Below are 14,970 nucleotides of genomic sequence, written 5' to 3'. Positions count from 1 at the left end.
TACGCCGCCCTCACTTCACGAGCTGGTTCATGTCGAACACCGGTAGAAGGATCGCCAGCACCACGAACAGCACCACACCGGCCATCAGCAGGATCATCACGGGCTCGAGCAGCGCCGCCATGGTCTCGATTCGCTGCTTGACCTGTTCCTCGATGGCGCCGGCCGCATGCCCGAGCATGGTCTCGAGCTCGCCGCTGCGCTCGCCGACCGCGATCATGTCGACCACCAGCGGATCGAACAGCGGGCTGGCTCCGATGCAAGCCGCCAGCGAGGCGCCTTCGGACACCGAGGTTTCGGCCTTTGCCAGCTCGTCCGACAGCAGCAGGCTTCCGCTGGAGGTGCGGCTGATGCGCAGCGCTTCCACCAGCGGCAGGCCGCCGTTGACCATCGTCGCCAGGGTCTGGGCAAAGCGCGCAACCGCGATGTCGCGCACCATCTCTCCTAGACGAGGTATGGCGAACAGTATTCGCTCGGCACGCCGCCGAGCGGCCTCACCCGTCATTGCGTACCGCAGGCCGATGAGGCCGCCCAGCACCAGCACGAACAGCACCAGGCCGTAGCTGGCCAGGAACGATCCCATGCCCATGAGCAGCCGTGTCGGCAGCGGCAGCTCCTGGCGTGCCTCGACGAACACGCGCGTGACCTGCGGGACGACATAGGCGAGCAGGAACAGCACGATGGCACCGCCGACCACCGTCATGATGGCCGGATACATCAGCGCCGCCATCGCGCGCGCTCGGAGGCGAGCCTGGCCTTCGGCGTGGTCGGCGACGCGGTCCAGCACCGTGTCGAGTGCGCCGCTCGCCTCGCCGGCCTCGACCATGCCCGTATAGATGGAAGGGAAGACCGAAGGATGGCGGGCCATGGCCGCCGCCAGCGTCGAGCCCTCGCGGATCTGCACGCGCACCGCTTCCAGCGCCTGCCCGAGCGCGGGCGCCGTGCGCTGGCGCCGCAGCGTCTCGACCGCTTCGTCCAGCGGCACGCCCGCGCGCAGCAGCGTGGCCAGCTGCCGCAGCGTGCGCGCCAGCTGCGAAGGCGATACCCGCCGCTGCAGCGACAGCGCGCTCGCCTGCTGGCCCTGCGCGGTCTCCTGCATCGAGGATGCGAAGATGCCGGTCTCGCGCAGGCGTGCACGCGCCGCGCGCGGGTTGTCGGCTTCGATGGTGCCCGACACCGTGCGACCGGAGGCCGAGACACCGCTGTAGCGGAAGGATGGCATGCAGCTCTATTCGGCGTCTTCGGTCGTGACGCGCAGGACCTCGGCGGCGGTGGTGATGCCGGCCTGCACCTTGGTCGCTCCGTCGCCGCGCATCGTCGACATGCCCCGCGCCAGCGCGCGATCCCGCAGCGTGGCGGCGTCGGTGCGCTCCATGATGCCGGCGCGCAGCGAATCGTCCGTCACCAGGATCTCCGATATTGCCAGACGCCCGCGATAGCCGCTGTGACGGCAGTGCGCGCAGCCGGGGCCGGCAATGCTGGCGCGCTTGCGGTCGCGCGCGATGCCGAGCTCCGCCAGCGTCGGATCGCTGGCCGAGGCCGGAACGGCGCATGCCGGGCACAGCTTGCGCACCAGGCGCTGCGCGGCGATGCCGATCACCGAAGAGGAGACCAGGAAGGGCTCGATGCCCATGTCCAGCAGACGCGTGATGGCGCTGAAGGAATCGTTGGTGTGCAGCGTGGAGAACACCAGGTGGCCTGTCAGCGCCGCCTGAATCGCGATCCGCGCCGTCTCCACGTCGCGAATCTCGCCGACCATGATGACGTCCGGGTCCTGTCGCAGCACCGAGCGCAGGCCGCTGGCGAAGGTGAGGTCGATCTTGGGATTGACCTGGATCTGCCCGACGCCCCGGAGCTGGTACTCGATGGGATCCTCGATCGTGATGATGTTCTTCTCGGGCGAGTTGATCTCCGAGAGCGCGGCGTAGAGCGTCGTCGTCTTGCCGCTTCCGGTCGGGCCGGTCACCAGCACGATGCCGTGGCTCTGCACGATCAGGCGCCGCAGCGCCGACAGGTTGCCGCCCGACATTCCCAGCTCTTCGAGGCCGAGCAGCGTGGCGCTGCGATCCAGCAGTCGCATCACGACGCGCTCGCCGAAGGCCGTGGGCACGGTCGAGACGCGAATGTCGAGCTCGCGGCCGGCAACGCGCGTGCGGATGCCGCCGTCCTGCGGCAGGCGCTTCTCGGCGATGTTCATCGAGGCCATCACCTTGATGCGCGAAACGATGGCGGGATGGATGCGGCGCGGCGGCGCAAGAACCTCGCTCATCATGCCGTCGACGCGGAAGCGGATGGACGTGACACGCTCGAACGGCTCGATGTGGATGTCGGAGGCGCCGTCCTTGGCGGCCTGGAAGATCAGCGAGTTGACCAGGCGGATGATCGGGGCGGCATCCTCGGCCTCGAGCAGGTCGGGAGCTTCGGAGAGCTCGGCCGCGCTCATCGCCAGCGAGTTGTGGCCTTCCATGTCATCGACCAGGCGCGAGGCGCCGGTGGCGGCGCGGTCGAAGGCGCGATTGATGCCTTCGAGCAGCACCGAGGAAGGCACCACCACCGGCTCGATCTCCACGCCGTAGATGACGCGCAGGTCGTCGAGCGGGCCCAGGCGGAACGGATCGGCCGTGGCCACCAGCAGGCGGCCGTCCTCGAGCGACAGCGGCAGCACGCGCCCGCGCCGGCACTGCTGCATCGACACTACCGAGAGCAGCTGCGAATCGATGCCATCGGTGTCGATGGTGTCGGCGAAGGTCAGGCCGAGCACGCGCGCCTGCAGCTCCGCGAAGCGCTGCTGCGGAAAGCCGGCGATGGCTTCCAGGTGCGGGCCCAGATCGCCGTCGCTGCCGGCCTTGCGGCGTGCGGTCTCGAGCTGTTCGGGTCCGATGCCGGCTTCGGCCAGCGCGTGCGCGAGCGGTGCGGGCGTCAAAGCCACCTCAGAACGCAGTGCGCTCGCGCGTGTCGCGATTGAGCGGATAGATGCGGTTGTTCTTCTCGCGCATGTTGTGACGGTAGGCGCTCTCGGTGCGATCGGTCTCGGCCTGCTTGCGCGCCGCGGCCTCGCGCGCGGATGCCGCCGCGGCCGTCTTCGCCGCGGCCGAAGCGGATGCAGACGGCGACGCCTGCGCGGCGGCCTGCCGCTCGGGCGGCGGCGCCGGCACGTTGGCCACCGCGGCGGGCCGCGCGGACGACTTTGCCTGAGGCGTTGCCGGCGCGCCCTTGCTCTGCGGCATCGGCGGCGGAGGCGGCGGCGCGACCGGCTCGATCGTCAGCGTCTCCTTCTCGCGCAGCTTGACCGGCGCGCGCGCCGGCGCCGTTCGCTCCTCGATGATGACCGCGTCGGCATCGGGCGCGGCCTCGATGGTCTCGACGATGACCGGCACCGCGTCGAACTCCGGATCGCCGGGCAGGGGACGCATCGGGTCCTTGAGCTCGGCGCGGAAGCGCAGGCGGCGCTCCTCGCTGATCTCGGCGAGCTGGCGCGGCGAGCGGATCACGTGCGGCGTCAGGAACACGATCAGGTTGACCTTCTCGCCGTCCTTGCGCCGGAACTGGAAGAGCCGGCCCAGGCCCGGGATGTCGCCGAGCAGCGGCACCTTGCCCTTGCCGTCGAGCACGCGGTTGCTCATCAGGCCGCCGATGACGACGGTGCGGCCGTCCTGCACGCTGACGGTCGTGTTGGCCGAACGAACGGTGGTGGTCGGCCCGACCTGCGCCACGACGTCGTCGGAGAACTGATCACTGACCAGAGCCGAGACTTCCTCCTGCACGGTCAGCACGATGACGTCGCCTTCGGCCACCTGCGGCTTGACGCGCAGCTTGATGCCCACGTCGCGCCTTTCCACGGTCGTGAAGATGTTCTCGACGTTGCTGATGTCGGCGGCGCGGCCGGTGACGAACGGAATGTTCTGGCCGACGATGATCTCGGCCTCCTGGTTGTCCAGCGTCAGCAGCGTCGGCGCCGACAGTACCTCGATGTCGCTCGTGTTCTCGAGCGCCTGGAACAATGCGATCTGCGCGGGGATCTCGCTGCCGTCGGGCAGCTCGATGGTGTCGTTGCTGGCGGCCGCCAGCGCCAGGCCGCCGAGCGAGAGCGGATTGACGAAGCCCTGCGCCAGCGCGCCGAGGTTCGTCTGGGTGCCGAGGACGCCGCCGCCGATGTCGACGCCGCCGCGGAAGTCGAAGCCGAGCGCCTTGGCCTTGTCGGCCGAGGCCTCGACGATGATGGCTTCGATGAAGACCTGCGGGCGCGGAATGTCGAGCTTGAGCAGCAGGCCCTCGATGATCTTCCAGTCCTGCGCCGCGGCATCGACCACGACCGCGTTGGTCGCCGGATCGGCGGTGATCGAGATGTCTTCGGTCTGCGCCGCCGGAGGAGATCCGGCCTGCGTGGGCTGCAGGCCCTGCGTCTGCTGCAGCCTGTCGTCGGGCTGTTTGCGATCGCGCCGGCTCCGGCTTCTCCCGCCGAGCAGCATGCCCGAGACGACCTCGACCAGGGCTTCAGCGTCCGCATGCTTGGCATAATAGACGTGCACGCGTTCTTCGCCGGGGCGCAGCGGAACGTCCAGGCTCGCCGCCAGCGCGCGGATGCGTCGCATCTCCACTGCCGGCGCCAGCACGATCAGCGAGTTGGTGCGCTCGTCCGGTGTGATCTTGAAGCCCGTGGGCTGCGGGGCGCCAGACGTCGGGGAGGGCGAGGGCGAGGTGTCCTTCTTGTCATCGCCGCCGCCGCCGCCGCGGCGACGCCCGCCGCCGCTGCGTCCTTCGCCGGTTACCAGAATCTCGATGATCTGCTCGGCCGTGCGCGCAGCATCGGCGTGCGTCAGCGGAATGACCGCGATGGTCTCCTCGTGCCCGGGGATGTCCATGGCCCGGACCATCTCGGAGATGCGGGCCAGGTTGGAGGAGGTATCGCTGACGATGACCGTATTGGTTCCCTCGTAGGGAACGATGGAGCCGTCCTTGCTGACCAGCGGCGCGAGCACGCGCGCTACGTCGCCCGCGCCGACGTAGCGCAGCGAGATCAGGCGCGTGCCGAAGCCGCCCGGATATTCGCCGCCCTCGGAGATCACCGTGGCGCCGGCGGTGCGCGCGTCCTTGGTCGCAACGATGCGCGTGACCACGCCTTCGTCGACCGTAGTCAGTCCCTGCGTGGCCAGCACCGACTGGAAGAGCTGATAGGCCTGGTTCGGCGTAACCGGCGTCGGCGAGACCACCGAGACGGTGCCGGTGATCTTGTCGCCGAAGACGAAGTTCTTGCCGGTGACCTTGCTGATGAACTTGATGAAGGCCGTCAGCTCGACCTCCTCGAAGTTCATCACGATCTGATTCGGATCGGCCGGCGGCTCCAGGTCCTGATCCTGCGCGCCAGCGGGCAGGGCGGCGGAGGCTACCGCCAGCAGCGCGGCGGCCAGCGTCACGCACGCGCGTCGCGCCAGAAGCCGCTGCGAGAACTTCGCGCGTCGCGCCAGAAGCCGCGGCCACGACATCGCCGGCTGCGCCAGGCCCAGCCGCCGACGAAAAACGCCCGGCAACGGCGCCATCATTGGATGGTGTACTTGTAGGAGTGCGGCTTGCCGCCGCGGAGGAAATCCACGCGAACCTCTCCCATCGATTGCACCTCCTCGAGCAAACCGACTGCGCGCGCCGGGTCCGAAAGCTCGGTGTCGTTGACCCGTTGCACGACGTCGCCGTCCTGCAGCCCCATCTTCTCGAAGATGGACCCGCTGCGGATGTTGAACAGCTTGAAGCCCGAGCTCTGCCCGTCCTTCAGGACCGGAACCGCGCGAACCTGCGTGATGACCGCGTTGAGGTTGGCCACCGAGTGGTCGACCTCGCGCCGGTCCACCAGGTAGGCCGCCTCGCCCGTCTTGCGGATCCCGCCCGTGCTCCCCGAGCCCGCGGCGGCCGGCTTGCCCGACTTGTCCCGGCTCTTCCTGGCGTCGCCGCCGTCGGCCTGCGACTCGTCCTCGATCTCGTAGCGCTGCTTCTTTCCCTTGTACGCCACCAGGGCGCTTCTTCCATCGACGGATACCAGGCGCGGTCCATCGAAGATCTTGTCGCCGACGGCGAAAACGTTCTGCTTGCCCGAAGCCTTGTCCTCGAAGACGGCGAACGCGCCGCGCTCGCCCTGGGCCACGCCGCGCAGGCGAAGGTCGGCGCGCGCCGCCACCACGACATCGTCGTCGGTCTCGATTCCGGCCACGCCGAACAGATTGCGGCGCAGGATCACGCCTTCGCCGACACGCCGCTGCTCGCTCTCGATCGCCGCGGCCGGCTGCGTGGAGACCTCGGGAAGATCCGGCTCCAGATCCAGGTCGGCAGCTTTGACGGCAACGAGGGCGCCCGCATAGGCAGTGACGACGACGAGCACGTATTGGGTAAGCCGCAGGGCCCGCCGCAGTCCAGTTGTGCGCAACACCGCGCGAAGCGTATGGATATCACGTAAGAAGTTCAAGTTTTGCGCGTACTTATCGCACCGGTTCGGTTGACTGCCTGAAACTCGCGGGTTAAACGTCGCCCGCTCGGCGAGCCTGCCCCATGGCCGCGAGCGTCCTCGAACATGACCGAGAAGAGCCCACACAGCCAGTCCGGCTCGCCCGTGGCCGAGCCGGCCGGCGACAGCGAGCAGGTTCGCGTCCGGCGCGGCAAGCTGGCCGAGCTGCGCGGGATCTCCAACCCTTTTCCCAACGACTTCACGCCCGACGCCCGCTGCGCCGAGCTCGTCGCCGAGTTCCAGAACGCCGACGGTGCGGCGGTCGAGGCGGCTTCGAGGACCTATCGGCTCGGCGGCCGCATCATGGCCATCCGCGACTTCGGCAAGACCACGTTCCTTGCCCTGGACGACGGCAGCGCGCGGCTTCAGCTCTTCGCCAACGCCGGCGAGCTCGGCCCGGACATGCACGGCATGGTCAAGGGCCTGGACACCGGCGACATCGTCGGAGTCGAGGGCAGGCTCTTCCGGACCCGCACCAACGAGCTGACGCTTCGCCTGAGCAGCATCCGGTTGCTGGTCAAATCGCTGCGGCCGCTGCCCGAGAAGTGGCACGGCCTGCAGGACAAGGAAGCGCGCTACCGCCAGCGCTACGTCGACCTGATCGTCAACCAGGACGTGCGCGAGACGTTTCGCCGCCGCGCCGCAGTCATCGCCGGCATCCGCCGCTTCCTGACCGACGAAGGCTACCTGGAAGTCGAGACGCCGCTCATGCAGCCGATTGCCGGCGGCGCCACTGCGCGGCCGTTCATCACCCACCACAATGCGCTGGACATGCAGCTGTACCTGCGCGTGGCGCCCGAGTTGTATCTGAAGAGGCTGGTGGTGGGCGGGCTGCCGCGCGTGTTCGAGATCGGGCGCATGTTCCGCAACGAGGGCATTTCGCTGCAGCACAATCCCGAGTTCACGATGTGCGAGTTCTACCAGGCCTGGGCCACCTACCAGGATCTGATCGCGCTGACCGAGCGGATGCTTTCGCAGCTGGCGGTGGAGGCCACCGGCAGCGCGCGCGTGAAGTACGGCGAGCTCGAGCTGGACTTCTCGCCGCCGTACCGGCGCGTGGAGATGGCGGAGGCGGTGGCCAGGGCCACCGGCATCACTCGCGAGGAGGCGACCGACCGCGCCCGTCTCGAGCGCATCGCCGACGAGCTCGGCATCGAGCCGGTCAAGTGGCAGCCGGGCCTGGGCCTGCTCGCCGACGTCTTCGAAGCGCTGTGCGAGGAGACACTGGTGCAGCCGACGTTCGTCACCGGCTTTCCGCTGGAGATCTCGCCGCTGGCAAGGCGCAACGACGCCGATCCGCGCTTCGTCGACCGTTTCGAGCTCTACGTGGCCGGCCGCGAGATCGCCAACGGCTTCTCCGAGCTCAACGATCCCGAAGACCAGCATGCGCGCTTCCTCGAGCAGATGCGGCGCAAGGAGGCCGGCGACGTCGAAGCCAACGACATGGACGAGGACTACGTGCGCGCGCTCGAGTACGGCCTGCCGCCCACGGCCGGCGAGGGCATCGGCGTGGACCGTCTCGTCATGCTGCTGACCGATTCGCCGTCGATCCGCGACGTCATCGCCTTTCCGCACCTGCGCCCAGAGACCGCGCGCAGGTAAGGGCGTCGCCGCGCATGTCGTGGGAACTGTTCGTCGGCTTTCGCTACCTGCGCTCGCGTCGCAACGAGGCGTTCGTCTCGGTCATCACCGTCATCTCCACGCTCGGCGTGCTGCTCGGCGTGATGGTGCTGACGATCGCGCTGTCGATCATGACCGGGTTCGAGGAGGATCTGCGCGCGCGCATCCTCGGCCTGCATCCGCATCTTCGCGTGGCCAAGAAGATCGGCAACGGCCTCATCGACAATCCCGACGACATCGTGCAGGCCATGCGCAGCGATCCGCGCGTCATCGACGCGGCGGCGGTGGTGCAGTCGCAGATGCTGGTGTCCGCCGGCGAATACATGGTCGGCGTCTTCGGGCGCGGCGTCGACGGCGTCACGCCCAGCAGCACCGCAGGGCTGGAGTCCTACCTCGTCGAGGGCGCCATCGAGGACATCGGACGCCGCGTCGAGGTCGACGGCGCCGAGCTGCCTACGGTCATGATCGGCCGCGAGCTGGCCAAGAAGCTCATGGTCCAGCGCGGCGACGTGATCCGGCTGATGTCGCCGAAGTTCTCGGCCAGCCCGATGGGCGCGATGCCGCGCAGCCGCCGCTTCGTGGTGGCCGCGATCTATGACTCGGGAATGGTGGAGTACGACGCCGCGCTGGTCTTCATGAACATCGACGAGGCGCGCGCGCTGTTCGACGTCGATCGCATCGCCACCGGGATCGAGGCGCGCATCCACGATCCGTACGACGCGCCCGAGGTGGCGGCCGCGCTCAATGACCGCATCGGCATGCCGTACTGGGTCGAGAGCTGGACCGAGGCCCACCGCAACGTCTTCGAGGCGCTGCAGCTGGAGAAGACCGCCTACTTCCTGATCCTGCTGCTGATCATCCTGGTCGCCGCGTTCACGATCGTCTCCACCCTCTACATGGTCGTGATGGAGAAGCGGCGCGACATCGCCGTCCTCAAGACCATGGGCGCTTCCGACTCGAGCATCGCCCGGATTTTCGTTCTCAAGGGGCTGCTCATCGGCGGCGTGGGCACCGGGCTGGGAGCTCTGACCGGCTACCTGGCCTGCCTTGCGCTGGCGCGATGGGAGCTGTTCGAGCTGCCCGAGGGCGTCTTCTACGTCTCCACCCTGCCTGTGCGGATCGAGGCGCCCAACTTTGCAGCGGTGATGGCGGCCTCGATGGTCATCTGTTTCGGGGCGTGCTTATTCCCGGCCTGGAAGGCCGCCCGAGTCGTCCCCGTGGACGTGCTGCGCTATGAGTAGCGTCGCGTCCGATGGTCGAGGCGGTCTGGCGCCCGCGTCCGATGGCACGGGCGGCGGGCCGCCGGCGGTGGAGGCCGCCGGCCTGGAGCGCCGCTACCACGACGGCGAGCGCGTGATCGAGGTTCTGCGCGGTCTGTCGCTCAGCGTGGGTAGAGGAGAGTCGGTGGCGGTCATCGGAGAGTCGGGGGTCGGAAAGAGCACGTTGCTGCATCTGCTCGGAGGCCTCGACAAGCCCGACGGCGGAGTGGTGCGGGTGGGTGGAGCCGATCTGTACGCGCTTCCGGCGCGCCAGCTCGCCGCGGTGCGCGGCCGAAGCATCGGCTTCGTCTTCCAGTTCCACCACCTGCTCGGCGACTTCGATGCGACCGAAAACGTGATGATGCCGCTGCTCGTCGCCGGTCACCCGCCAGGCAGGGCGCGCGCGCGCGCCAACGAGCTGCTGGACAGGGTGGGGCTGCGGGACCGTCGCAGCCATCGGCCGAGCGAGATGTCGGGAGGCGAGCAGCAGCGCGTGGCCGTGGCGCGCGCGCTGGCGCTGCGGCCTTCGGTGGTGCTGGCCGACGAGCCGACGGGCAATCTGGACCCGGCCACGGCCGACGAGGTGCACGGCCTGCTGATGGACGTGCAGCGAGAGGAGGGTGCGGCGCTCGTGGTCGCAACGCACAACATCGCGTTGGCCGGCATGCTCGGCCGAACGCTACGAATGCAGGACGGCGTGTTGAAGGAGGTAGAGCGGTCGTGAACGTGCGAAGGTCATTGCTGATCGTGCCGCTGTGCTTCCTGATCGCGTTCGCTCCGTGCCAGGCGGCGGCGCAGCCGGCGGCCGATGCGCCCGTGGTCAAGCAGATCCAGGTGCGAGGCCCGAGGCGCGTCGAGGAAGCCGCCATTCGCATCCACATCACGCAGCCGGTCGGCGGCAGGCTCGACCAGGCGCTCATCGACGCGGACGTCAAGAACGTCTACCGCATGGGCTTCTTCGAGAACGTGTGGGTGACCACCGAGCCGGCTCCGGGCGGCGTGGTGCTCACCTACAACGTGCAGGAGCGGCCGTACGTCATCGCCGTCGAGTTCGAGGGCAACGAAAACGTCGAGAAGGCCGACCTCGAGGCCGTGGTGGGCATCCGCCCGCGCACGGTGTTCGATCCGCAGAAGGCATGGGAGGGCATCCGGCAGATCAAGAAGACCTATGCCGGCGAGGGCTATCCGGACGCCGAAGTCACATACACCGTCGAGGCCGACGCCGCCGGCAACGCGAAGGTCCGCTACAAGATCGACGAGAAGAACAGCGTGCTGGTCGAGGAGATCCACTTCCAGGGCGTCAACGCGTTCAGCGAGCGCAAGCTGCGCAGCGTCATGTCGACGCGCCGTGCGTGGATCCTTTCCTGGTTCACCGGCGCCGGCATCCTCAAGGAAGAGGAGCTGGCCACCGACGTCGAGCGCCTGACGGCGTTCTACTATGACAACGGCTACATCCAGGTGCGCGTCGACGAGCCCGAGGTCACGCGCACCGAGGATGGCCTGGAGCTGACGATCCGCATCGAGGAGGGCGACCAGTACCGCATCGGGCAGGTCAAGTTCGGCGGCGAGGTTCTGCTGCCCGAGGAGGAGCTGCTCGAGGCGTCGCGGCTGGAGAGCGGCAAGATCTTCCGTCCCAGCCGCCTTCGCGAGTCGATCTTCGGGCTGACGGAGGCCTACGGAAACCTGGGCCACGCCTTCGCCGAGGCGGTGCCCGACACCGAGGTGCACCCGGATACCAAGCTGGTGGACGTCACCTTCAAGATGAGCAGCGGCCCGGTCGTCAGCGTCGGCCGCATCGACATCAAGGGCAACACCAAGACGCGCGACTACGTCGTGCGCCGCGAGCTGCGCCTGCAGGAAGGCGAGCGCTTCTCGGGCAAGGGCCTGCGCGAGAGCCGCGAGCGCACCAAGCGCCTCGGCATCTTCGACGAGGTCGAGGTCACCAGCACTCGCGCCGAGGAGCCCGACAAGGTGAACCTGCAGGTGACGGTCAAGGAGGCGCGCACGGGCACCTTCGCGGCCGGCGCCGGCTTCAGCTCCGAGGACGCGCTGCTGGCCAACGCGCGCATCACCGAGCGCAACCTGTTCGGCCGCGGACAGATCGCCACGTTCAACGTGGACTTCGGAACGCAGCGGCAGAACTTCCGCCTCGGCTTTACCGAGCCGTGGGCGTTCAACATCCCGCTGACGCTCGGCTTCGACATCTTCCACTGGCAGTACGAGTTCGACAATTTCGAGCGCGGCGGCACCGGTGGCTCGATCCGCGCGAGCTATCCGCTGTGGGAGCTCGGCCTGCGCGAGCTGATGGGCGCCTCGCTCGACAACATCCGCATCGGCCTGGAGTACCGGCTCGAGAACTCCCGCATCGACGGCGTCAGCCGCAGCGCGCCGGCGCACATGTTCGAGGAGGAGGGCACCAAGCTCACCAGCAGCCTGCGTCCATCGATCTCGCGCAACACGATCGACCAGCCTTTCGACCCGACCGAAGGATCGCTCAATACGGTGTCGGCCGAGTTCGCAGGCCTCGGCGGAGCGCAGGACTTCATCAAGGTCGACGTCAGCTCGCGCTGGTACTGGCCGATCTACCGCTCGGAGGCCGGCTGGAAGCTGGTGTACTCGACCGCCGGCACGTTCGGCTGGGGCATCGGCGATGCCGGCCTCAACGGCAAGGAGCTGCCGCTGTCGGAGCGCTACTTCCCCGGCGGCATCAACACCGTGCGCGGCTTCCAGGCCCGCTCGCTCGGCCCGCGCGAGGAGTTCTGCGAGCGCAACGGCACCGACTGCGAGGACGAAGAGGTCGGCGGCAGCAGCGAGCTGATCTTCAACAACGAATTGATCTTCCCCATCATCCAGGACGCCGGCGTCAAGGGCGTGATCTTCTTCGACGCCGGCAACGCCTTCAGCCAGGAGGAAGGAATCGAGCTGAGCGAGATGCGGCTGTCGGCCGGTCTGGGCGTACGATGGCTGTCGCCCTTCGGCCCGCTGCGCATCGAGGTCGGCTTCCCGTTCAACGCGAAGAAGGCCGACGAGGAGAGCCTGGTGCTGTTCTCGTTCGGCACCCCGTTCTGATTTGCCAACAGGAGTAGTGATGAAGAAGTTCGTTTTCTCGGCCGCCGCCTTTCTGGTCGTGGCGTCGGCCGCTCCGGCCGCCGCCGAGCTCAAGATCGGTTACATCGTCACGCAGCGTCTCATGCAGGAGACCAAGCTCGGCAAGGATGCGCAGGCCACGCTCAAGGGCCGCCTCGAGGACGCGCAGAAGAAGCTCGACGGCAAGCTCGAAAGCGTCAAGAAGCTGGAAGCCGACGTCGAGAAGCGCATGGCGGTTCTCAACGAGGACGAGAAGAAGAAGCTCGGCGACGAGTACGAGAAGCAGCTGCGCGAAGCCAAGCGGATGAAGGAGGACTACCAGCGCGACCTGTCCAAGGCCGAAGCCGAAGTCATGGGGAACATGACGCAGAAGCTGCGCGGCGTGATCGAGAAGTTCGCGAAGGAGAACGGATACGACCTGATCCTGGATGCCAGCGTCACGCTCTATGTGTCGGGGGACGGGGACGTCACGGACGAGATCCTCGCCGCCGCCGACAAGGCGAAGTGAGATCGTGCCCGGGACGCGGGCGGCCGCGGATAGCGGGCCATCAGCGTCGTTGGACGCCGGTACGCTCACTCCAGCGGGCGTTCAGCCCGCTTGCGTTCGCTTGACCGGCGTCCGCCTAGCATCTGGCCCGCTCTGCGCCGTCGCGCTTGGTCGATGAAGATGAGGTTGTTGCTCAATCCACCGACGACGACGCATAGCGGGCCATCTGCGTCGTTGGACGCCGGTACGCTCACTCCAGCGGGCGTTCAGCCCGCTTGCGTTCGCTTGACCGGCGTCCGCCTAGCATCTGGGCCGCTCTGCGCCGTCGCGCTTGGTCGATAGAGGAACACAGGTTCATCCGACCGCTATCGTTGCGGACGGGGCGCGTCTCGGCGACGGCGTCGTCGTCGGTCCCTATTCGATCATCGGCGCCAACGTCGAGATCGGGGACAGGACGGAGATCGGGCCGCATGTGGTCGTGGATGGGCATACGCGCATCGGCGCTAGGTGCCGGATCGTGGGGCAGGCTTCGATCGGGACGCCGCCGCAGGATCTGAAGTATGCGGGGGGGCCGACGCGGCTGGAGATGGGAGACGACAACATCGTTCGCGAGTTCGTCACTCTCAATCGCGCGACCGAGCATGGCGGCGGCGTCACGCGCATCGGCAACCGCTGCATGTTCATGGCCTACGCGCACGTCGCGCATGACTGCAGCATCGGCGATCAGGTGGTGATGGCGAATGCGGCCACGCTTGCCGGACACGTCACCATCGAAGACTTCGCGATCGTCGGAGGCCTCGTGGCGATCCATCAGTTCGTGCGCATCGGCGAATCGGTGATCCTCGGCGGCGGCGCCATGGTGACGCTGGACGTGCCGCCGTTCTGTCTTGCCGCCGGCGACCGCGCCAGCCTGCACGGGCTCAACCTCGTGGGCCTGCGCCGGCGTGGTTTCAGTGAAGAGACGATCAAGGGACTGCGTGCCGCCTATCGCACGCTGTTCCAGACCGGGCACAAGCTGCGCGAGGCCCTGCGGCTGCTGCGCGAGCAGACGCCGGCCCAGCCGGAGGTGGAGCGGCTGGTCTCCTTCATCGAAGCCTCGGAGCGAGGGATCTGCCGGTGAGCGCGGGGCCGGGACAGCAGGACGTGTCCGCAGGCGACGCCGCCGGCGGCGACGACCTGGCCGTGGCGGCGGGCGACACGCTCGGGCTGCTGGCCGGCAACGGCAGCTTTCCTTTGCTGCTGGCGCGCGAGGCGCGCGCGCGCGGTTGTCGCATCGTCGCCGTGGCGCATCGCGGAGAGACCGACGAGTCGCTCGAGGATTTTGCCGACTCGGTCACCTGGATCCGCGTCGGGCAGCTCGGAAAGATGATCAAGGCGTTTCATCGCGCCGGCGTCACGCGCGCGGTGATGGCCGGCGGCATCAACAAGGTCGCCTCGCTGACCTCGCTTCGTCCCGACCTTCGCGGGCTCATGTTCCTGCGCAAGGTGTCCGGCATGGGCGACGACTCGATTCTGCGCGCGCTGGCCGACGAGCTCGAGACCGAGGGAATTCGCGTCCTTCCCTCGACGCTGTTCCTGGAGCGCATCCTCGCCCATCCCGGCCTCATCGCCGGGCCCAAGCCCTCGCGCCATTGTCTCGACGACGTGCGGCTGGGCTGCCGGGTGCTGACCGCGCTCGGACCGTTCGACGTGGGGCAGGGGATCGTGGTGGAGCGCGGGGTGGTACTGGCCATCGAGGCCGTCGAGGGCACCGACGAGATGGTGCGACGCGCCGGGCGCATCGGCCGCGGCGGCGCCGTCGTGGTCAAGATGGCCAAGCGCGGCCAGGACATGCGCTTCGACGTTCCCGCCGTCGGACCGACGACCATCGAGACGATGACGAAGGCGCACGCGTGCGTGCTTGCCGTGCAGGCCGGCGCCACCATCCTTCTCGACAGCCAGCGCATGGCGGAGCTGGCGGCGCAGAACGGCATCAGCATCCTCGGATGCACGGCCAGCGGCGTCGTCAGCGGGCTTTCCCATGAATGATC

11 protein-coding genes are annotated in these 14,970 nt (G+C 68.2%); 7 read left to right on the top strand and 4 right to left on the bottom strand.

The annotated features are described in order from the left end of the window. Positions 1-10: 10 nt before the first annotated feature. From gspF to gspC, 4 genes are read right to left on the bottom strand one after another with little or no spacing between them, the layout of a single operon-like run. Positions 11-1,219 (bottom strand): type II secretion system inner membrane protein GspF, encoded by a 1,209-nt coding sequence (gspF, locus tag VEC57_02420; GenBank protein HYB97966.1) that lies wholly within the window; start codon positions 1,217-1,219, stop codon positions 11-13. A 6-nt stretch (positions 1,220-1,225) separates the two neighbouring features. Next, positions 1,226-2,926: a type II secretion system ATPase GspE gene (gspE, locus tag VEC57_02415; GenBank protein ID HYB97965.1), complete on the bottom strand. Its 1,701-nt coding sequence runs from the start codon at positions 2,924-2,926 to the stop codon at positions 1,226-1,228. 1 nt (position 2,927) lies between these two features. Continuing rightward, positions 2,928-5,537, bottom strand: a complete 2,610-nt coding sequence (gene gspD, locus VEC57_02410) for a type II secretion system secretin GspD (GenBank protein HYB97964.1) — start codon at positions 5,535-5,537, stop codon at positions 2,928-2,930. Then, the gene (gspC, locus tag VEC57_02405) at positions 5,534-6,409 is read right to left on the bottom strand and encodes a type II secretion system protein GspC (protein ID HYB97963.1); all 876 of its coding nucleotides are present in this window, start codon (positions 6,407-6,409) and stop codon (positions 5,534-5,536) included. The genes gspD and gspC overlap by 4 nt, the downstream gene beginning before the upstream one ends. A 144-nt stretch (positions 6,410-6,553) precedes the next feature. On the opposite strand from gspC, the gene lysS reads away from it, so the two are divergent. The 7 genes from lysS to lpxI all read left to right on the top strand — a co-directional run bounded on the left by lysS (position 6,554) and on the right by lpxI (position 14,968). Further along, entirely contained in the window at positions 6,554-8,089 is a 1,536-nt protein-coding gene (gene lysS / locus VEC57_02400; GenBank protein ID HYB97962.1) for a lysine--tRNA ligase, read from the top strand. Between the two features lie 14 nt (positions 8,090-8,103). Beyond that, positions 8,104-9,348, top strand: coding sequence for an ABC transporter permease (locus VEC57_02395; protein HYB97961.1), 1,245 nt, complete (start codon positions 8,104-8,106; stop codon positions 9,346-9,348). Continuing rightward, on the top strand, positions 9,341-10,090 hold the full coding sequence (locus tag VEC57_02390) for an ABC transporter ATP-binding protein (GenBank protein ID HYB97960.1): 750 nt from the start codon (positions 9,341-9,343) through the stop codon (positions 10,088-10,090). The genes VEC57_02395 and VEC57_02390 overlap by 8 nt, the downstream gene beginning before the upstream one ends. Further along, complete coding sequence (gene bamA, locus VEC57_02385; protein ID HYB97959.1) at positions 10,087-12,435, top strand: outer membrane protein assembly factor BamA; 2,349 nt, start codon at positions 10,087-10,089, stop codon at positions 12,433-12,435. Before VEC57_02390 ends, bamA begins: the two co-directional genes overlap by 4 nt. A gap of 19 nt (positions 12,436-12,454) precedes the next feature. Then, the gene (locus tag VEC57_02380) at positions 12,455-12,961 is read left to right on the top strand and encodes an OmpH family outer membrane protein (protein HYB97958.1); all 507 of its coding nucleotides are present in this window, start codon (positions 12,455-12,457) and stop codon (positions 12,959-12,961) included. A gap of 310 nt (positions 12,962-13,271) precedes the next feature. Further along, entirely contained in the window at positions 13,272-14,060 is a 789-nt protein-coding gene (gene lpxA / locus VEC57_02375) for an acyl-ACP--UDP-N-acetylglucosamine O-acyltransferase (GenBank protein HYB97957.1), read from the top strand. Continuing rightward, positions 14,057-14,968, top strand: a complete 912-nt coding sequence (gene lpxI, locus VEC57_02370) for a UDP-2,3-diacylglucosamine diphosphatase LpxI (GenBank protein HYB97956.1) — start codon at positions 14,057-14,059, stop codon at positions 14,966-14,968. The genes lpxA and lpxI overlap by 4 nt, the downstream gene beginning before the upstream one ends. Positions 14,969-14,970 lie beyond the last annotated feature (2 nt).

The sequence above is a fragment of the Candidatus Limnocylindrales bacterium genome, assembly GCA_035626395.1.
Taxonomy (GTDB): domain Bacteria; phylum Desulfobacterota; class Binatia; order UBA1149; family CAITLU01; genus DASPNH01.
This window is presented reverse-complemented; position numbering and strand designations above follow the sequence as displayed.